This window comes from Vannielia litorea (genome assembly GCF_018424695.1).
Taxonomy (GTDB): Bacteria; Pseudomonadota; Alphaproteobacteria; order Rhodobacterales; family Rhodobacteraceae; genus Vannielia; species Vannielia litorea_A.
Map to the genome: position 1 here is coordinate 32,023 of NZ_QTNQ01000004.1, position 18,236 is coordinate 50,258.

The 18,236-nt window shown below is 66.4% G+C and carries 16 protein-coding genes and 1 riboswitch; of the genes, 9 read left to right on the forward strand and 7 right to left on the reverse strand.

Features of this window, described 5'->3' with window-relative positions; translation table 11 throughout:
- Position 1 precedes the first annotated feature (1 nt).
- From DYI42_RS02655 to DYI42_RS02670, 4 genes are read left to right on the forward strand one after another with little or no spacing between them, the layout of a single operon-like run.
- Positions 2-1,123 carry a Gfo/Idh/MocA family protein gene (locus tag DYI42_RS02655; RefSeq protein WP_213544370.1) on the forward strand — a complete coding sequence of 374 codons (1,122 nt, stop codon included), beginning with the start codon at positions 2-4 and terminating at the stop codon, positions 1,121-1,123.
- Positions 1,120-2,172 (forward strand): L-glyceraldehyde 3-phosphate reductase, encoded by a 1,053-nt coding sequence (mgrA, locus tag DYI42_RS02660; RefSeq protein ID WP_213544371.1) that lies wholly within the window; start codon positions 1,120-1,122, stop codon positions 2,170-2,172. Before DYI42_RS02655 ends, mgrA begins: the two co-directional genes overlap by 4 nt.
- The gene (locus DYI42_RS02665) at positions 2,169-3,761 is read left to right on the forward strand and encodes a glycoside hydrolase family 43 protein (RefSeq protein ID WP_213544372.1); all 1,593 of its coding nucleotides are present in this window, start codon (positions 2,169-2,171) and stop codon (positions 3,759-3,761) included. The genes mgrA and DYI42_RS02665 overlap by 4 nt, the downstream gene beginning before the upstream one ends.
- A complete protein-coding gene (locus tag DYI42_RS02670; protein ID WP_213544373.1) occupies positions 3,761-4,582 on the forward strand; it encodes a TolB family protein in 822 nt (273 codons plus the stop codon). The genes DYI42_RS02665 and DYI42_RS02670 overlap by 1 nt, the downstream gene beginning before the upstream one ends.
- 21 nt (positions 4,583-4,603) lie before the next feature.
- On the opposite strand, the gene DYI42_RS02675 is transcribed toward DYI42_RS02670, so the two are convergent.
- The 5 genes from DYI42_RS02675 to DYI42_RS02695 form a co-directional block, all read right to left on the reverse strand.
- Positions 4,604-5,335 (reverse strand): SapC family protein, encoded by a 732-nt coding sequence (locus tag DYI42_RS02675; protein WP_213544374.1) that lies wholly within the window; start codon positions 5,333-5,335, stop codon positions 4,604-4,606.
- 150 nt (positions 5,336-5,485) lie between these two features.
- Positions 5,486-7,255 carry a PQQ-dependent methanol/ethanol family dehydrogenase gene (locus DYI42_RS02680; RefSeq protein WP_213544375.1) on the reverse strand — a complete coding sequence of 590 codons (1,770 nt, stop codon included), beginning with the start codon at positions 7,253-7,255 and terminating at the stop codon, positions 5,486-5,488.
- A gap of 203 nt (positions 7,256-7,458) precedes the next feature.
- Positions 7,459-7,992, reverse strand: coding sequence for a tetratricopeptide repeat protein (locus DYI42_RS02685; protein WP_213544376.1), 534 nt, complete (start codon positions 7,990-7,992; stop codon positions 7,459-7,461).
- Between the two features lie 40 nt (positions 7,993-8,032).
- Entirely contained in the window at positions 8,033-8,986 is a 954-nt protein-coding gene (locus tag DYI42_RS02690) for a YVTN family beta-propeller repeat protein (RefSeq protein ID WP_213544377.1), read from the reverse strand.
- A 3-nt stretch (positions 8,987-8,989) separates the two neighbouring features.
- Positions 8,990-10,162, reverse strand: a complete 1,173-nt coding sequence (locus DYI42_RS02695) for an ABC transporter substrate-binding protein (protein ID WP_213544378.1) — start codon at positions 10,160-10,162, stop codon at positions 8,990-8,992.
- A 147-nt stretch (positions 10,163-10,309) separates the two neighbouring features.
- On the opposite strand from DYI42_RS02695, the gene pedF reads away from it, so the two are divergent.
- A complete protein-coding gene (pedF, locus tag DYI42_RS02700) occupies positions 10,310-11,002 on the forward strand; it encodes a cytochrome c-550 PedF (RefSeq protein WP_213544379.1) in 693 nt (230 codons plus the stop codon).
- An 11-nt stretch (positions 11,003-11,013) separates the two neighbouring features.
- Positions 11,014-11,916: a substrate-binding periplasmic protein gene (locus DYI42_RS02705; RefSeq protein WP_213544380.1), complete on the forward strand. Its 903-nt coding sequence runs from the start codon at positions 11,014-11,016 to the stop codon at positions 11,914-11,916.
- On the opposite strand, the gene DYI42_RS02710 is transcribed toward DYI42_RS02705, so the two are convergent.
- On the reverse strand, positions 11,913-12,785 hold the full coding sequence (locus tag DYI42_RS02710; RefSeq protein ID WP_213544381.1) for an FAD:protein FMN transferase: 873 nt from the start codon (positions 12,783-12,785) through the stop codon (positions 11,913-11,915). The two genes, DYI42_RS02705 and DYI42_RS02710, sit on opposite strands and share 4 nt — an antisense overlap.
- Positions 12,782-14,896: a 4Fe-4S binding protein gene (locus DYI42_RS02715; RefSeq protein WP_213544382.1), complete on the reverse strand. Its 2,115-nt coding sequence runs from the start codon at positions 14,894-14,896 to the stop codon at positions 12,782-12,784. Before DYI42_RS02715 ends, DYI42_RS02710 begins: the two co-directional genes overlap by 4 nt.
- Positions 14,897-15,151: 255 nt before the next feature.
- Positions 15,152-15,346, forward strand: a riboswitch (cobalamin riboswitch).
- Positions 15,347-15,447: 101 nt separating this feature from the next.
- Between DYI42_RS02715 and nrdH the strand changes: the two genes are divergently transcribed.
- The 3 genes from nrdH to nrdE are packed head-to-tail and all read left to right on the forward strand — an operon-like array spanning position 15,448 to position 18,216.
- On the forward strand, positions 15,448-15,669 hold the full coding sequence (gene nrdH, locus DYI42_RS02720; RefSeq protein ID WP_213544383.1) for a glutaredoxin-like protein NrdH: 222 nt from the start codon (positions 15,448-15,450) through the stop codon (positions 15,667-15,669).
- A 4-nt stretch (positions 15,670-15,673) separates the two neighbouring features.
- On the forward strand, positions 15,674-16,102 hold the full coding sequence (gene nrdI, locus DYI42_RS02725; RefSeq protein ID WP_213544384.1) for a class Ib ribonucleoside-diphosphate reductase assembly flavoprotein NrdI: 429 nt from the start codon (positions 15,674-15,676) through the stop codon (positions 16,100-16,102).
- Complete coding sequence (gene nrdE / locus DYI42_RS02730) at positions 16,084-18,216, forward strand: class 1b ribonucleoside-diphosphate reductase subunit alpha (RefSeq protein ID WP_213544385.1); 2,133 nt, start codon at positions 16,084-16,086, stop codon at positions 18,214-18,216. The genes nrdI and nrdE overlap by 19 nt, the downstream gene beginning before the upstream one ends.
- The last annotated feature ends 20 nt before the right edge of the window (positions 18,217-18,236 follow it).

An 18,236-nucleotide genomic window follows, 5' to 3' on the forward strand; every position in this document is an offset into this window, starting at 1 on the left:
CATGGCTGACACACTCGGAATCGGCGTCATCGGCTGCGGCAACATCTCCGCCGCCTACATGCGGCTTGCGCCGCTTTTCAAGGGCATCGAAATGCGCGCCTGCGCCGACCTGAGCGAAGAGGCCGCAAAGGCGCGGGCCGATGAGTTCGGCCTGCGCGCCGAAAGCATCGACGGGCTGCTGGCCGCCGATGATGTGGATGTGGTGGTGAACCTGACCGTGCCGAATGCGCATTTCGAGGTGTCGAAACGTGTGCTGGAGGCGGGCAAGCATGTGTATTCCGAAAAGCCCTTCGTGCTGACGCTGGAAGAGGGCGAGGCGCTCAAAAAGATCGCGGGCGAGAAGGGCCTGCGGGTTGGCTCGGCGCCCGATACCTTCCTCGGCGGCGCGCATCAGCTGGCGCGGCATCTGGTGGACAGCGAGGCGGTGGGCCGGATCACCTCGGGCACCTGCTTCGTGCAGAGCGCGGGCATGGAGATGTGGCACCCCAACCCCGATTTCTTCTTCCAGCCCGGCGCCGGCCCGGTGCTGGACATCGGGCCTTACTACGTCAGCAACCTCGTGCAACTGCTGGGGCCGGTGAAGCGGGTGGTGGCTATGAGTTCGAGCGCGAACGAATACCGCACCATCACCTCGCAGCCCCGCCACGGCGAGAAGATCAAGGTGGAGACGCCGACGACGATCCACTCGATCCTTCAGTTTGCGTCCGGCGCGCAGGTGACCTTCATCGCAAGCTGGGACGTCTGGCAGCACGGCCATTCGAACATGGAGCTCTACGGCACCGAGGGCACGCTGCATGTGCCGGACCCGAACTTCTTCGGTGGCGAGGTGCGGGCAACCGAGAAGGGCGCCTTCACCAACATTTCCGGCGAATGGCAGCACCCCTTCGGCAAGTCCAACGAGGGCACGCGGGCCAACTACCGCACCGCCGGGCTGGCGGATATGGCGCAGGCGATCCTCCAAGGCCGCCCGCATCGCTGCTCGGACGCGTTTGCCACACATGTCGTGGACGTGATGACCTCGATCCTGAAGGCAGGCGAAGAGGGGCGGGCGCTCGACATCGCCACCACCTGCGAGCGGCCTGAGGCGCTGGGGCCGGATGCAGCGCGGGCGTTGCTGGCATGAGCGTCTATGCCGCCGCCGAAGACCGCTATGAGCGGATGGTCTATCGCCGCTGCGGCAAGTCTGGCCTCAAGCTGCCTGCCGTCTCGCTCGGCCTCTGGCACAACTTCGGCGACGACGCGCCCCATGAGACCAAGCGGCAAATCTGCCAGACGGCCTTTGACCACGGCATCACCCATTTCGACCTCGCCAACAACTACGGCCCGAGGCCGGGCGCGGCGGAGGCGGCATTTGGCGAGATATTGCGGACGGATTTTTCGCCCTACCGCGACGAACTCATCATCTCGTCCAAGGCCGGATACGGCATGTGGCCCGGCCCCTACGGCGAGTGGGGCAGCCGCAAGTATCTGGTGGCGAGCTGCGACCAGTCGCTGAAGCGGCTGGGCCTCGACTACGTCGATATCTTCTACTCCCACCGCTTCGATCCCGACACGCCGCTGGAAGAGACGATGGGTGCGCTCGACCATATCGTGCGCTCGGGCCGCGCCCTCTACGCCGGGATTTCCAGCTACAACTCCGAGCGCACCCGCGAGGCGGTGGCGATCCTGAAGGACTTGGGCACCCCCTGCCTGATACACCAGCCGAGTTACAACATGATCAACCGCTGGGTCGAGCGGGACGGATTGAAGGAGACGCTGGCGGAGCTCGGCATCGGCTCCATCGCCTTCACCCCTCTGGCGCAAGGCATGCTGACGAAGAAATACCTCGGCGGCATCCCCGAAGGCAGCCGGGCAACGCAGGGCAAATCGCTGCGCTCGGAGATGCTCTCCGACCGCGCCATCGAGAACATCCGCAAGCTGAACGACATCGCCGAGCGACGCGGGCAGACGCTGGCGCAGATGGCGATTGCCTGGGTGCTGCGGGGCGGTGGGATCACCACGGCGCTGATCGGGGCTTCCAAACCCTCCCAGGTGGTCGATTGCGCGGGCGCGGTGGGCAACCTCGACTTCACCGAAGCCGAACTGGCCGAGATTGACGAATACGCCGACGAGGAGGCCATCAACCTTTGGGCCCAGTCGGCGGAGCAGACCAAGGGAGCCGCGCAGCGATGATCCGCAACCCGATCCTGCCCGGTTTCAACCCAGACCCCTCGATCTGCCGCGTGGGCGACGAATACTTCATCGCCACCTCCACCTTCGAGTGGTACCCGGGCGTGCAGATCCACCGCTCGAAGGATCTGGTAAACTGGGATCTCGCCTGTCGGCCTCTGTCCCGCGCGGCGCAGCTCGACATGCGGGGCGACCCCGACAGTTGCGGCATCTGGGCGCCCTGCCTCAGCTATGCCGACGGGCTGTTCTGGCTCGTCTATACTGACGTGAAGCGGTATGACGGCAACTTCAAGGACGCGCACAATTACATTGTCACTGCGCCCAGCATCGAAGGGCCGTGGAGCGACCCGGTGTATGTGAGCAGCCACGGCTTCGACCCCTCGCTGTTTCATGACGAAGACGGCAAGAAATACTGGCTGGTGCTCCAGTGGAACCACATCAGCGAGAGCATCGGCGGCAAGCCGAAGTCCAGCGCCTTCGACGGTATCCTCTGCCAGGAGTGGCACCCCGAGGAGGGGCTGAAGGGCGAGATCAAGGTGATTTCCAATGGCTCGGCGCTCGGCCTCACTGAAGGCCCGCACCTCTCCAAGCGCAACGGGTGGTATTACCTCACCGTCGCCGAGGGGGGCACCGGCTACAAGCATGCCGTCACCATGGCGCGCAGCCGCGATGTCTTCGGCCCCTACGAGCTGCACCCGAACACCCATCTGCTGACCGCCAAGGATGACCCCGACGCGCCGTTGCAACGCACCGGCCACGGGCAGATCGTGGAAACCCCGCAGGGCGATACCTACCACACCTTCCTCTGCTCTCGCCCCCTGCCGGGGCGGTTCTCGCCGCTGGGGCGGGAGACGGGGATCGAGAAATGCGAGTGGCGGGACGACGACTGGCTCTATGTCGAGGGCGGCGGCACGCTGGCGCATCTGGAGGTGCCCGCGCCGTTTGACGTGGAGCAGCGGGCGCCGGGGGCGGTGAACCGAATTTTCGACGAAAATTCGTTGCCTGCCGAGTTCCAATGGCTGCGCACGCCGAAGCCGGAGCGGATCTTCACCCTTACCGGCAGTGCGCTGCGGCTGATCGGGCGGGAGAGCATCGGCAGCTGGTTCGAGCAGAGCCTCGTGGCGCGGCGGCAGGAGCATCTGAAGTATCGCGCGACGACGACGCTGGAGGTGTTTGAGCCCACGACCTACCAGCAGGCCGCCGGGCTGACGACCTATTACAACCGCAACAAATTCCACTTCGCCGCCGTTTCATGGACGGAGGAGCAGGGGCGCCGCCTGATGCTGATGTCCTGCCCGGGCGACTGGCCCGACGGGCGGATGCAGTTTCCCGCCGCGCCGGTGCCGCTGGCCGTGGGGCCGGTGGAGCTGGGGGTGGAGGTGGACCACGCCAAGCAGCAGTTCATCTACCGGCAGGGTGGCGGCAACTGGCAGCCTTTCGGGCCGGAGCTGGACGCCTCGGTGATTTCCGACGAAGGCGGGCGCGGCGAACATGGATCGTTCACCGGGGCCTTCGTCGGGATGTGCTGCTTTGACATCACCGGCCGCGGGCGAACGGCGGATTTCACCCGCTTCAGCTACGACCCCACCTGATGTTCGCCGCGCTGGAAATCTTCAACCTCGACACCGGCGAAACCGAAACGCTGCTGGAAACCGAGCGCCACATCGAAGCCCCCAACTGGGCGGCGGATGGCGCGCTGATCGTCAATGCCGAGGGGCAGCTCTTTCGGGTGCCGCTGGATGCGCCCGCACTGGAGCGGATCGACACCGGGCCGCTGACCGGGCTGAACAACGACCACGGCCTTTCGCCCGATGGCGGATGGTATGCGCTGTCTGACAGCACGCTCACCGAAGGCTCCTGCATCTACGTGATGCCCGCGCAGGGCGGCACGCCGCGGCGGGTAACGGCGGAAACCCCGAGCTGGTGGCACGGCTGGTCGCCCGATGGCTCGGAGTTAGCTTATACCTGCCGCCGCGACGGGGTTTTCGGCATTGCCTCCATCGCGGTGGAGGAGGGCGAGGAGCGCGTGCTGATCGCGGGCGGCGGGCACTATGATGGGCCGGATTACACGCCCGACGGGCGGCACATCTGGTTCAACTCCGACCGGGAGGGGGCGATGAACCTCTGGCGGATGCGGGCCAATGGCGCGGAGCCGGAGGAGATGACGGGCGGCGACAGTGTGGACTGGTTTCCGCACCCCTCGCCGGATGGGCAGCACGTGCTCTACCTCGCCTATCCGCCGGGCACCGAGGGCCACCCCTTTGGCCGCGACGTGGAGTTGCGGTTGATGCCTGCGGAAGGCGGCGCGGCGGAAACGCTCGCCAGCTTCTACGGCGGGCAGGGGACGATCAATGTGCCGTCCTGGTCGCCCGTTGCCCGCCGGTTTGCCTACGTGCGCTACGCCCGGCCCTGAGCGGCGGGCCGGGCTGGTGTGTCAGGCGGCGCGGGCCGCATCGCCTGCCCGCCGCGCGATATCTGCGAAGTTGCGGGCGGAGTGGAGGTGGAGGTAGGTGCACTCCAGCTCGTCACTGGCGAACATCTGCATCACGGCCTCATTCCCCAGCGCCTTCAGCTTCTCGCGGTCGACGGTGAAGAAGCCCTGAAGCGTGCGCTTCTCCCCCTCGGGCGTGGTGTAATTGGCCTGCATCGGCTTGAGCAGCTCCAGCTCGGCCAGGCGTTTGGCATAGGCCTGGGTGCGCTGGTGCTGGGTGTGATACTCCTGCTGAAACTTCAGCACGTTCTCGAGATAGGCCGAGGGCTTGTCGCCGTCGAAGAGCGCCTCGCCCTTGCCCTTGTCGTTGAGCCCGGAAAAGCCCTCGTCAACGTGCAGCGTTTGCGTGCCCGCGTCGTCCTGGTGCGACAGTGCGAAGGGGTAGCGGCGGATGTAGGCGGGCAGGTAGGTGCCCAGCCACTTGCCATCCGCCCCGACGAAGGCGTTCTTGGAGCCGTCGAGCCCGAGGATGACCGAGGGCACGGGCGCAGAGGCCTCCCCGGCGAAGACGATGGGATACTCGGCGGCGCAGAGGGCAAATTCGGCGGCGGCGATTGGCACGGAGTTCACCTCGCGGGCAAAGCCGTAATCCCCGGCGATGTCGACGCTCATCTTGCCGTGGCGCGCCGCGTTTACCGCCATGGGCGTTTCGTAGAAAAGTAGCTGCTTGGCCATGGCCTGCTCCTCACCTGTCAATTGCTTGATCCGGTGTAGCGGCAGAGCGCGGGGCTTTCAAAGGGATACGCCCCGCATACGGCCACTGCACGAAAGAAAACACCCGCCTTGGGGGACGGGTGCTTCCACTGGGTATCGGATCAAGCCGGCTTACTCGGCCGATGCCAGTTCCTTCGGCAGGCGGAAGGTCCACAGCAGGCCACCCTGGTTGAGGTAGTTGACCTTCTTGGCCACCTCGCCGCCCCAGAGCGGCACCGCGCCGCCCCAGCCGGAGATGATCGAGACATATTGCTCGCCATCGGTTTCCCAGGTGATCGGCTGGCCGACGATGCCGGAGCCGGTCTGGAACGACCACAGCTCTTCGCCGGTCTCGTCGTCGAAGGCGATGAAGCGGCCCTCGGGGGTGCCGGTGAACACGAGGCCCCCGGCGGTGGTCATCACGCCGCCCCAGAGAGGTGCGTCGTTCTTGAACTCCCACTTGATCTCGCCGGTGTCGGGATCGATCGCTTTGAGCGAGCCGATGTGATCCTCGTAGTTCGGCTTGATGGTGAAGCCGGAGCCGAGGTAGGCCGCGCCTTTCTTGTAGGTGATCGGCTCGTTCCAGATGTCCATGCCCCACTCGTTGGAGGGGACGTAGAAGTTGCCGGTCTTCTGGGAGAAGGCCATCGGCATCCAGTTCTTGCCGCCGAGGAAGGACGGGGAGGCAAAGACGACCTCGCCTTTTGCGCCGTCTGCAGCCTTGGAGGGATCGCCCGGGCGGTTCTCTTCAACGAAGATCGGGCGACCGTTCTCGTCGATGCCCTCGGCCCAGGAGATGTCTTTCACGAAGGGCACGGCGGAGACAAACGCCCCGTCTTCGCGGTTCAGCACGTAGAAGAAGCCGTTGCGGTCGGCCGTGGCGAAGCGCTTGTTGCCTTCGCGGTCCTCGTAGGCGACCACCTCGTTCACGCCGTCATAATCCCAGCCTTCGCGCGGCGTGGTCTGGAAGTGCCACTTGATCTCGCCGGTGTCCGGGTCGATGCCGATGCGGCTGGCGGCATAGAGGTTGTCGCCCGAGCCGTCGTTGTTCTGGCCCGCGTTGCGCAGCCAGGAGTTCCACGGCGCCGGATTGCCCGCGCCGAACACGAGGGTGTTGGTATCGGCGTCATAGGAGCCGCCGAGCCAGGTGGCGCCGCCGCCGGTCTTCCACATGTCGCCGGGCCAGGAGGCGTTCAGCTCACCGGTCATGGTGCTTTCTTCGCCGTTCAGCGTGCCCATATGGCCTTCGATGGTGGGGCGCGTCCAGATCAGGTCGCCGTTCTCGGCGTCATAGGCATAGACCGTGCCGACGATGCCGAACTCGCCACCGGAGTTGCCGACGATGACCTTGCCGTGGACGATCAGCGGCGCGGCGGTGTAGCTGTAGCCCGCCTTGTAGTCGGCGATCTTCTTGTTCCACACAACGTCGCCCGTCTTGGCGTTCAGCGCTACGAGGCGGGCATCCAGCGTGCCGAAATAGACGTTGTCGCCATAGATCGCGGCGCCACGGTTGATGACGTCGCAGCAGGGCAGGATGCCCTCGGGCAGGCGGGCGTCGTATTGCCAGAGCTCGGAGCCTGTCTTCAGGTCGATCGCGTAGAGGCGGCTGTAGGAGCCGGTGATATACATGATCCCGTCATGCACGAGCGGCTGGGTCTCCTGGCCGCGCTGCTTTTCGCCGCCGAGCGAGAAGGCCCAGGCGGGTTGCAGGTTTTTCACGTTGTCCTTGTTGAGGATGTCGAGGGGCGAGTAGCGCTGAAGGTGCCGCCCCATTCCATTGGTGAGCACGTCGCTGGTGCTGGCCTGGTCATTGGCGAGATCTTCCTCGGTCACCTGGGCCGTGGCGCTGCCTGCGCCGGCCAGCAGGCTGACCATGGCCGCCGTCATCAAGAATCGGTTCATCGAAATCCTCCCTGTCGCGATGTTCACGAGCCGCCATCCCGCCTCCTGCGGGAGGGTGCTGGCCGGAGTATTCTCTAAGCGAGGGGCGCCCGAAATTGCACAATGGTCGTAGGATTGCGACGTAAAAACAGGAACTTAACGCACATCGCGCCGCTCGCGCGGGGGGCGCGGCGGGGCGGGGCAATCGTGCTGTCGGCGCGGGCTCAGAAGAGCGGCGCGTATTTCCATTCGTCGGCGTCGGGCGTCACCGTGCGGGGGTCGTATCCGCCCTGCTGCAATTGCCGCGCCACGTCGAGCCCGGCCTCGGCGGCCTCGTCCACCAGCGCCCGGCCCCGGGCCTCGTCACGGGCCACGCCGTGGCCTCGGATCAGGTCCAACCCGTAGTTGAACTGGCCCACCGGGTCGCCCGCCTCTGCGGCCTGCCTGTCCCACTCGGCGGCGGCGTCGGGGTTTTCGGGCGCGCCAAGGCCGTTGTTGTCGAGCTGGCTCATCCATGTCATCGCGCCGGTGTATCCGGCGGCGGCGCAGTTCTCGAAGAGCTTACGGGCCGAGGCGTGATCACCCGACTTGGTGAGCGCGTAGCCCATGGAGCAGAGCACCATGCCGGTTTCGCCCTCGTCGGCGCGCTCCAGAAAGCGCTGCCACGTCATCTCATCAGGGTTCAGCGTGCCATGGCTTTCATCGGCCAGCGCAGGCGTGGCGGCGAGAAGGGTGGCGGCGATCAGGAGATGTTTCATGGGGTCAGGATACCTTCGGCGCCGGGGGGCGTCACTAGCGCTATGGTCGTAGGGCCGCGCCCCAGGGGTAACGGCCTACCTTGATGGACTTGATGGCTTCGCGGGAGGCCACGTCGATCACCGTCACGTCGCCGGAGACGCCATTGGTGGTGAAGAGCTGCGACTTGTCGGGCGAAAAGGCCATGTGCCACACGCGGCGGCCCACGAGGATGTACTCTTCCACCTCGTAGGTCTCCATGTTCACCACGGCCACATGGTTGGCGGGCCCCAGCGCGACGAAGGCGTGGGTATCGCCCTCGGCAAACTCAAAGCCCACGGGCTGCACCTTGTCGGGGTGGACGCCCTTGATCTCGAAGTCGATCTTGGCCTTCTCGGCCTTGCTCTCCACATCGAAGATCGTGACCGTGCCGCCGATCTCGGCGCTCACCCAAAGCTCTGCGCCGTCCTCGGTGAATTCGGCGTGGCGCGGGCGGCTGTCGACCAGCGTGTTGGCCACGATCTCGCGGGTTTCGGTGTCGATCCAATGGGCCATGTTGGTGGTTTCGGAGGTGGTGATGGCCAGCGCCCCGTCAGGCGAGACGGCCATGCCCTCGGGCTCGATGCCTACGTTGATCTGGGCCACGACGCTGCGGCTTTCCACGTCGACCACGGTGGTGATCGCGTCATCCTCGTTGGCGATGTAGAGGTGCTTGTTGTCGGGGTGCAGCACGAATTGCTCGGGGTCTTCGCCCGAGGGCAGATCATGCAGGATCTCGCCTGTCTCCGGGTCCATCACCTGCACCGAATCGCTGTCGGAGGCGCAGATGTAGACCACCGAGTAATCGTGGCTGAAGGTGATCCCGCGCGGGCGCTCACCAGTGGGGATGGTGCGGGTGACTTCGAGCGTGTCGATGTCGATCACGCTGATGGTGTCATCCTTCTCGTTGGTCACCCAGATTTCGGCTGCCTGGGCGGCGGCGGGCAGGAGCGAGAGGGCGAGGGCGAGGCGCAGCATGGGTTATTCTCCAAAAGCGGTGCAGGCGGACTCGGGGGCGTCGATGCCCAGCGTGTCCAGCTCGTTGACTTGATGCAGAAAGCCCTCCAGCGGCGCGGAGGCCACCAGCGCGCGGGGCTGGGCGAGGGCGATGGGCTGGCGCAGCTGGCCGTTCCACGGGCGGAACGACATGGGCCGGCCCTTGAACCCGGCCAGCTCGAAGTTGTCTCCCAGAACGTAGCTGCGGAGCGTGGCCGGATCGGCGCTGCCGGTGCGGGTGACGGCTTCGCCCAGCGTGCGGATCGCGGCCCAGGCGGCATAGTCCTCGGAGGCCATCGGACGCCCGGCGGCCTCGGTGAAGCGTGATTGCAGCTGTGCCGCGCCCCATTGCTCGATCACCGGCGACCACGCTAGCGGCACCAGCCCCTCGGAGCCCGCGACGGGGCGGGGCAGCCAGGTGTTGAAGGCGATGTAGCGGCCAAAGTCGTGGGTTTCGTCGGCCACCAGTAGTGCGTCATGCTCGCCCAGTTCCTGGGTGAAGAGCGGCACCTCGGCGCTCGCGTTGCGGCGCATGTCGGCATCGAAGGCCCAGCTTTTCTCGGCTTCGATCCGCAGCCCGAATTTTGTGGCCGATGCGCGCAGCGCGGCGGCGAAGGCGGCATCTTCGGGGCGCGGCCCCTCGACCAGCGCGAGGGTGGCCCAGCGGCGGCTGGCGAAGAACTGCATCAGCGCATCGCTGCGCATCGAGAGCGAAGCGGCGGTGTGCAGCAGGTTGGCGCGGCAGCCCTCGCTGCGCAGCGAATTGTCTTCCGCCGTGGCGTTGAACAGAAGCGCGCCCTGCGCTTCGGGCATGTCGGCGATGGCGGTGAGCGCCTCGGCTGGCGCGTCGAGCACCAGGTAGGGCGAGGCGGCGAGCGCGCTGCGTGCGGCCTCCAGCGGGCTTTCCCCCTCCGGCACCGACACGACATCGAGCGCATAGGTCTGACCGAGGAAACTGCCGGTGGTGGTATTGTCCGCGAGGCCAAGCTGCGCACCCGCGATGCCGAGATCGTCCGGGATCGGTTCGAGGTTCGACAGCGTCGGCGGCGCGGGCCTTTCAACCCGCAGGTAGTTGACCTGAACGCTGAGCGTATTGGCCTCGGTGGCGGTGGCTGCCGTGGCCCAGAGCCCGGCGAGAAGTGCCAGAAATGCGCGCATGATGTCCTCCCGGGGCAGACGTTAGCGGGCACACGGGGGCTTCGATGTAGGACATTGGTCGCAAAATCGGGGGGTCTTGAACCAAAGTCCAATACCGCCCGGCGGCGGGGTGGCTCTACACCCAAGGCGACGAAAAGGGAGGACCACATGCCATTCAGATCGAGCCTTGCCACGGCGCTTGCCGTCATTCTCACCGCCGGCACCGCGCTGGCCCATGGCGATGTTGCGCCGCAGCCGGTCAACACCGATGCCCTGCCCGATGTGGGCGAGGAGTGGCTGATCGAAAACCCCTACCGCGCCGACAAGGTGGGCGACGAGGCCTGGGCCAAGGCCATCGAGATCGGCGCCTCGGGCTACAACCAGAATTGCGCCCGCTGCCACGGGCTGGAGGTGGTGTCGGGCGGGCTCGCCCCCGACCTGCGCTTCTTGGAGGCCGAGGAATACGGCGACGAGTGGTACATGGAGCGGTTCCGGCTGGGCTACACCCAGAACGGCACCACCAAGATGCCCGCCTTCGAGGAGGTGCTGGGCCAGAAGGCCGGCTGGGCCATCCGGACCTACATCGAAACCCGTCCCGACGATGAGGGCATGGCCGAGGCAAGTGACGAGCTGAAGGGCATTCGTGACCAGCTCGCCGGCTGGGAGGAGAACCCCGATGGCGCCGACAGCGCGCCGGTTCAGGCGCGGCTGGCCGAGATCGCGGCTGGGATTGAAACCCTCTCCGGCGCGCCGGTGGCCGACAGCGTGGCCTGGCGCGCGGCCAACATTCTCGCCGCCAACCCCGAGGCCTATGGTCAGGCCGCAGAGGTGCTGACCATCGGTCTCTCGGCAGCGCACTGAGGCGGCGCGCCATGCAATGGCGTCTGCTTCTTGGTGCGTTCCTCCTCGCCGGGCTGGCGGCCCCCCTGCCAGCCCGGGCCGAGGACCCCTGCGCCGATTACATCCCCCAGCCCAAGCCGCAGAACACGGGCCGCGACGTGGTGGGGCAGGATCTCGACACGATCATCGAGCGCGGATTCATCACCTTCGCGCTCTATGCCGACAATCCGCCCTACTCCTGGAAAGACGGCAGCACCCCGCGCGGTGTGGACGTGGAGATTGCCCGGCTCATCGCGGAAGAGCTGGGCGTCGAACCGCGGTTCGATTTTTTCACCGCGGGCGAGAACCTTCAGGCCGATCTGCGCAATACCCTGTGGAAGGGCGCGGTGATCGGCGGGCGCATCTCCAACGTGATGCTGCGGGTGCCCTACAACTCGGCCTTCAAGTGCCGGGTGGAGCAGGTGGTGTTCACCGGGCAATACGCCGAGGAGAGCATCGCCATCGCCTATTCCACCTCCGTTTACCCCGACGAGGGCCCGACCGTGCCCTACTTCCGCTTCGACCCGGTGGGGGTGGAGAATGATTCGATCTCCGATTTCTACCTGTCCGGCTTCGCGGGCGGCCAACTGGCGGGCAACATCCGGCATTTCGCCACGACCGGCGCCGCGCTGGAGGCGCTGGCGGCGGGCGAGGTGGCTGCGGTTATGGGGCCGCTCGGACAGCTTGAGCATGGCGTGGGCGAAGGCATGGCCATTCACGCGCCGCCCCTGCCGGGGTTTGCCGTTGGCACCTGGACCCTGGGCGTGGGCGTGCATTTCGCCTATCGCCCGCTGGGCTATGCGGTGGATGATGCGATCTACGCCGGGCTGGAGGACGGGCGGATCGAGGCGATCTACGCGCGCTACGGGATGACGCTGGTGAAGCCCGAGCGCTAAAGCGTTTTCAGGCTTCCGTCCCCATCCACCACCACCACCCGGCGCACGCCCGAAAGCCGCGCGCGGATGCGGGCGATCTGTCTCTCACCAGCGAGGCAGAGCGCTGTGGAAAGCCCGTCGGCCAGCGTGGCGCTCTCGGCCTCGACCGATACGGTGGACCAGCGCGGCGCTTGGCCCCCGGGCCCAAGGATATGCCCGCCCGTCATCGGCATTGCGGCGGGGCTGGAGGTGGCCAGCGCGCTGTCGGACAGGCGGCGCTGGGCCAGCAGGCCGTGGGCGGGGTCGGCGATGCCGATGTGCCAGCCGCTGCCGAGGGCGGCGAATTCGCCGATGTTCACCAGCACCTCTCTAAACCCCCGCGCCTTCAGCGCCTGCGCCGCGAGGTCGGTGGCGTAGCCCTGCGCGATGCCGTTGAAGGTGAGCGCCTGGCCGGGGGCGAGGCGGATCTCGGGGCCGGTCTGCACGCGCTGCCAGCCCACGGCCTCCGCCTCGCCCGCGCGCCCCTCGAAGCGCGCCCGCCAGAGCGGCTGAACGGACGGGTCGAACAGCCCGCCGGTGGCGGCGTGGAGCCGGCTTGTCCAAGCGATGAGCGCAGCGAAGAGCGGGCTGGGGGAGAGGTGGCCGCGCGCGTTGAGGCGCGATAGTTCTGAGGCGGGGTCATGCAGGTTGAAGGCGGCTTCCACGGCGCGGATCAGGCCGCGCACCTCTGCCAGGGCCGCCCGCACCTGTGGCCCCGGCCCGGAGAGCGTGATCTCGGCCTGCGCGCCCATCGCGATGCCGCGCCATGTTTCGGCGCTGGCCCCCTGCGGCGCGGCAAGGGCGGCGGCGCTGAGGGCGATAAAGCGGCGGCGGGTCAGGGGGCGGGTCATTTGGCAGGCACTCCCTTGGGCAGCTTGAACTCCCCCCGCTTACCCGCGCGGCCTGCCAGCACCAGGGGCACGCATTGCGCCGGGTCGTCATGGATGGCGACGCAGTCGAGGCACTGGAAACACTCGGAATAGTCGATTGCGCCGCTCTTCTTGATCGAGCCGTAGCGGCATTTCACCCGGCAGAGCTGGCAGGGGGAGCCGCATTCGGCGCGCCGCGCGATCCAGTCGCGCCTGCGCAGCAGCCCGCCGATGGCCATGACGGCGCCGAGCGGGCAGAGGTAGCGGCAAAAGCCCTTGAAGAGCACCATGGAGAGCAGCAGCAGCCCGACCGCATAGGCGACGTAATACCATTCGCGCAGGAAGAAGGTGGTGATGGCGGTCTTGAACGGCTCCACCTCTGCCGCCGTCTCCACATGGGCGGGGGCGAGGAAGACGAGGGTCACCAGCCCGGCGAGCACGGCGTATTTCAGCCATTTCAGCCGCGCGTCCCATCGGGCCGAGGGTTCGATCTGGGGCAGGCGCAGGGCGCGGCCGAGGTGTGCGGCGAACTCCTGAAGCGCGCCGAAGGGGCAGAGCCAACCGCAGAACAGGCCCCGGCCCCAGAAGAAGAAGCCGAGGATCGCGGCGGCCCAGACGGCGAGACCGAAGGGGTCATAGGCCAGGAAGACATAGCTGCCGCCCTCCCACGCCGTGCGGATGACGCCCAGCACGGTGACGATGGAGAGCTGCCCCTGCCCCCACCAGCCGATGAAGCCGGTGACGAGGGCGAGGATTGCGAGCCGGGCCGGGGTGAACCAGCGCCAGCCCGCGAAGCGGCGCATGCCGGGGCCGAGCAGGAAGAAGAGCGCGGCGAGGAAGGCACCGAGCAGGGCAAGGTCCGTCAGCCGATTGTCGACGGCGATGCGGAAGGGGGAACGTTGGACGGGCGGCGTGGGCCGTGTGAAGAATCGCTCCACCGGCGTGACCTCGGCCACCAGCGTCTGGCTGCCGATCTCGGGGCGGAACACGCCGTGGGCGCGGGTGGACTTCACCTCCATCTGCCAGGGGCGCGACGGATCGAAGCCCACGCGGCGGTCGGTCCGCAGGATCATCTGCGCGCCGTCCTTCACCTCTTCGGGCACATCTTCGGCGAGGCTGAAGAAGAGGTCGCTGTCGCGCAGCGCCACAGGCAGCCCGTCTTGGGTGGCCGACAGCCAGTCGGGGGCGGTGTTGCGGACGAACTCTTCCGAGACCAGCCCGTGCCGCCCGGTGTCGACCACGAGGATCGGCTCGTCGTTGTCGGAGATCGTGAGAAACTCGGCCAACGCCGCCTGCGAGCTTTCGTCGAGCACGGCGGCAGCCACCGAGGGGGGGCCAAGGTCCACCAGCCAGAGGTCGAGGTAGATGCCATCGGGGTTGGCCTGGGCTTCGGGGTCATCGGTGGCCCAGATGGTGCCGGCAAAGGCGGCGTCGACCTCGCTGTTCGTCACCGTGAGGCGCGTCACCAGCCCCTCGGCCATGAGGTCATCCCAGCTCAGGTCTTCCTGCACGGAGGGGTCGGGGTAGCCCGCGGGGGCGGCGGCCACGCCCTGCATCTTCTCGCGGGCGACCTGATGGACGGCGGCCAGCAGGCTTTCGTGGGCGATGCGCACCGAGGCCGTCGCCTTCGTCACCCCGTCGAGATAGACCAGCGCCGAACCGTCGCTGCCCTCGCCGTAGGGGGTGCCGACCACGAGGGTGTCGGAGATCGAGAGGCCGCGATACTGCTCGAAGAACTTGCGGAAGGGCGCTTCGCCCAGCCCGCTCACGAAGATCGGCTCGTTGTGCGAGATCAGCCGCACGTCGAGGTAGGTGCCCTCGAGGTCGAGCACGACCAGCATGTTGATCGGCGCGCCTGAGAAGCCGGGCAGGGGGGCCATCGGCTCGGTCTCGAAGACATAGCCGGCCTCGGCGCCGCCGGAGTTGAGCAATTGCCACACGCCCTTGTCGTTGAGTTGCTCGCCCAGCTCCATCGGGGGTGCCACCATGGCCACGATCTCGTCGCGCGCCAGCGGCTCCGCCCGTGCGGCCACGGCGGTGATGACCGCTGCCAGCAGCAGCGCAACGGCCCTGAGTGCGGCTGATCCTCCCATGCGCGGAGCCTAGCCAGCGGCACGCGCCGCGCCCATTCTACCTAGGTCGCAGAGTGCGGTATGGCTGGGTCCGGGCGGCCCCTGTTTTGCCCGTTACGCAAGGCCCGACAAGCGATGCCGCGCACGACCGGCCATTGGGGCGGTGCAACTTGCGGGCGTTGCAGAGGGGGCGGCAAAAAGGCCGCGCTGAGGACTCATCCACAGAAAATTTTTGGCAAGCTTCTACTACATATTGACACCCTCCCGGCCCGCTGCCCTATATGGGGGTGCTTTGGTTCCCCAGGGGTGACTCGGGGGCGAAGAGGGAAGCCGGTGCAAATCCGGCACTGCCCCCGCAACTGTAAGCGGCAAGTCAGGGTTCAGGCCACTGGTGTGAGGCAACACCGGGAAGGCGAACCGCCGACGCTCGAGCCGCGAAGTCAGGAGACCTGCCGAAGCAAGAACGACGACCGCGGCGGAGGGCCCGGGCGCGCAGGCGGGCATCAGGCAGAGCCCCGTCTTCGTGTCCCCTTCGCCAGACAACAGGCAAAACCAATGGGGACAAAAAAACCATGACCATCACCGTCTATTCCAAACCCGCCTGCGTGCAGTGCACCGCAACCACCCGCGCGCTGGAGGCCCGCGGCCTGCCCTTCGATGTGATCGACCTCACCGAAGATGACGACGCGATGGAGATGGTGCAGGGCCTCGGCTACCGGCAGGCCCCCGTCGTCGTCGCCGGTGACGACCATTGGGCCGGGTTCCGTCCCGACATGATCGGCCGGCTCTCCTGAGCCGATGGGCGCGGCGCGGGGGCATCTGGTTTATTTCTCCAGCGGGTCGGGCAACACCGCCCGGCTGGTGGAAAAGCTGGGCCTCCCCGCCACGCGCCTGCCCCTGAGCGCGACGGCGCCGGTGCCTGAGATCACCGCACCCTTCGTGCTCATCACCCCGACCTATGCCGACGGCGAAGGCCGGGGCGCGGTGGCCAAGCCGGTCATCGCCTTCTTGAACCGGGCTGAGAACCGGGCGCTCCTGCGCGGCGTGATCGCCGGGGGCAACCGCAATTTCGGCGCCACCTTCGCCCGCGCGGGCGAGGTGATTGCCGCCAAGTGCAACGTGCCGCTGCTCTACCGTTTCGAGCTGGCAGGCACCGAAACCGACATCGCCCGCATCCGCGCCGGGCTTGGAAAATTCTGGGGAACACAATGCTTGACGCCAGCCTGACGCAGGGCCTCGACTACCACGCGCTGAACGCGATGCTGAACCTCTACGACGCGCAGGGGAACATCCAGTTCGAGGCCGACCGGATGGCGGCGCGGCAGTATTTCTTGCAGCACGTCAACCAGAATACGGTGTTCTTCCACTCGCTCGACGAGAAGCTGGGCTACCTGGTGGACGAGGGCTATTACGAAGCGGGCGTGCTGGACCAGTATTCAAAGAACTTCCAGCGGGCGATATGGGATGCGGCCTTTGCCAATAAGTTCCGCTTCCCGACCTTTCTCGGCGCGTTCAAATATTACACCTCCTACACGCTGAAAACGCGGGACGGGCAGCGTTATCTCGAGCGCTACGAGGACCGTGTGGTGATGAACGCGCTGGCGCTGGCCCGCGGCGATGAGGCGCTGGCGATGCAGCTGATGGAAGAGATCCTCTCGGGCCGCTTCCAGCCCGCCACGCCGACCTTTCTGAACGCGGGCAAGAAAGCGCGGGGCGAGTTCGTTTCTTGCTTCCTGCTGCGGCTTGAAGACAACATGGAGAGCATCGGGCGTGGCATCAACTCGGCGCTGCAACTCTCCAAGCGTGGCGGTGGCGTGGCACTGATGCTGACCAACATCCGCGAGTACGGCGCCCCGATCAAGGGCATCGAGAACCAGTCGTCGGGCGTGATCCCGGTGATGAAGCTGCTGGAGGATTCCTTCAGCTATGCCAACCAGCTCGGCGCGCGGCAGGGGGCGGGGGCGGTGTATCTAAACGCACACCACCCCGACATCCTGCGCTTTCTCGACACCAAGCGCGAGAACGCCGACGAGAAGATCCGGATCAAGACGCTCAGCCTCGGCGTGGTCATCCCCGATGTGACCTTCGAACTGGCGAAGAAGAACGAGGACATGTACCTCTTCTCGCCCCATGACGTGGAGCGCGTCTATGGCTGCGCCTTCTCCGAGATTTCCGTCACGGAGAAATACGAGGAGATGGTCGACAACCCGAAGATCCGGAAGAAGAAGATCAACGCCCGCGCCTTCTTCCAGACGCTGGCCGAGATCCAGTTTGAGAGCGGCTACCCCTACATCATGTTCGAGGACACGGTGAACAAGGCCAATCCGATCGCGGGCCGCATCGCCATGTCGAACCTCTGCTCCGAGATCCTTCAGGTCAACGAACCCTCGGCGTTCAACGACGATCTGAGCTATGCGCAGATGGGCACCGATATTTCCTGCAACCTCGGCTCGATGAACATCGCCCGGGCGATGGACGGCGGCGACCTTGGTGCCTCGGTCGGCACCGCGATCCGGGCGCTGAATGCGGTGAGCGAGATGAGCGCCATCGATTCCGTGCCCTCGATCCGCAAGGGCAACGACGAGGGCCATGCCATTGGCCTCGGGCAAATGAACCTGCACGGCTTCCTCGCCCGCGAGCGCATTCACTACGGTTCGCCCGGGGGCGTGGAGTTCACCTCCGTCTATTTTGCCGCCGTGCTCTACCACGCGCTCTCTGCCTCCTGCGCGCTGGCGCAGGAAAAGGGCAGCCGGTTCAAGGGCTTTGATAAAACGACCTATGCCGATGGCAGCTTCTTCGCGAAGTATACTTCGCGGAGCTGGCGGCCCGAGAGCGCCGAGGTGAAGGAGCTGTTCAAGAAGTTCGGCATCACCCTGCCCACCAAGAAGGATTGGGCCGCGCTGAAGGCGGACGTGATGGAGCACGGGCTCTACAACCGCAACCTTCAGGCCGTGCCGCCCACCGGCTCGATCAGCTACATCAACTACGCCACCTCTTCGATCCACCCGATCACCGCGAAGGTGGAGATCCGCAAGGAGGGCAAGATTGGCCGGGTCTACTACCCCGCGCCCTACATGACCGGGGAGAACCTGGAGTTCTACCGCGATGCCTATGAGATCGGCCCCGAGGCGATCATCGACACCTATGCCGCGGCCACCGAGCATGTGGATCAGGGGCTTTCGCTCACGCTGTTCTTCCCCGCCGAGGCCAGCACGCGCGATATCAACCGCGCCCAGATCTACGCCTGGAAGAAGGGGATCAAGACGATTTACTACATCCGCCTGCGCCAGGCCGCGCTGGAGGGCACCGAAGTCGAGGGCTGCGTGTCTTGCACCCTCTGAGGAGGAAAAATCTTCACAAA

Bases quoted from the DNA above. Each gene is read 5' to 3' on its own strand.
- DYI42_RS02655 (WP_213544370.1), top strand. From the start codon at position 2: ATGGCTGACACACTCGGAATCGGCGTCATCGGCTGCGGCAACATCTCC.
- mgrA (WP_213544371.1), top strand. From the start codon at position 1,120: ATGAGCGTCTATGCCGCCGCCGAAGACCGCTATGAGCGGATGGTCTAT.
- DYI42_RS02665 (WP_213544372.1), top strand. From the start codon at position 2,169: ATGATCCGCAACCCGATCCTGCCCGGTTTCAACCCAGACCCCTCGATC.
- DYI42_RS02670 (WP_213544373.1), top strand. From the start codon at position 3,761: ATGTTCGCCGCGCTGGAAATCTTCAACCTCGACACCGGCGAAACCGAA.
- DYI42_RS02675 (WP_213544374.1), bottom strand. From the start codon at position 5,335: ATGGCCAAGCAGCTACTTTTCTACGAAACGCCCATGGCGGTAAACGCG.
- DYI42_RS02680 (WP_213544375.1), bottom strand. From the start codon at position 7,255: ATGAACCGATTCTTGATGACGGCGGCCATGGTCAGCCTGCTGGCCGGC.
- DYI42_RS02685 (WP_213544376.1), bottom strand. From the start codon at position 7,992: ATGAAACATCTCCTGATCGCCGCCACCCTTCTCGCCGCCACGCCTGCG.
- DYI42_RS02690 (WP_213544377.1), bottom strand. From the start codon at position 8,986: ATGCTGCGCCTCGCCCTCGCCCTCTCGCTCCTGCCCGCCGCCGCCCAG.
- DYI42_RS02695 (WP_213544378.1), bottom strand. From the start codon at position 10,162: ATGCGCGCATTTCTGGCACTTCTCGCCGGGCTCTGGGCCACGGCAGCC.
- pedF (WP_213544379.1), top strand. From the start codon at position 10,310: ATGCCATTCAGATCGAGCCTTGCCACGGCGCTTGCCGTCATTCTCACC.
- DYI42_RS02705 (WP_213544380.1), top strand. From the start codon at position 11,014: ATGCAATGGCGTCTGCTTCTTGGTGCGTTCCTCCTCGCCGGGCTGGCG.
- DYI42_RS02710 (WP_213544381.1), bottom strand. From the start codon at position 12,785: ATGACCCGCCCCCTGACCCGCCGCCGCTTTATCGCCCTCAGCGCCGCC.
- DYI42_RS02715 (WP_213544382.1), bottom strand. From the start codon at position 14,896: ATGGGAGGATCAGCCGCACTCAGGGCCGTTGCGCTGCTGCTGGCAGCG.
- nrdH (WP_213544383.1), top strand. From the start codon at position 15,448: ATGACCATCACCGTCTATTCCAAACCCGCCTGCGTGCAGTGCACCGCA.
- nrdI (WP_213544384.1), top strand. From the start codon at position 15,674: ATGGGCGCGGCGCGGGGGCATCTGGTTTATTTCTCCAGCGGGTCGGGC.
- nrdE (WP_213544385.1), top strand. From the start codon at position 16,084: ATGCTTGACGCCAGCCTGACGCAGGGCCTCGACTACCACGCGCTGAAC.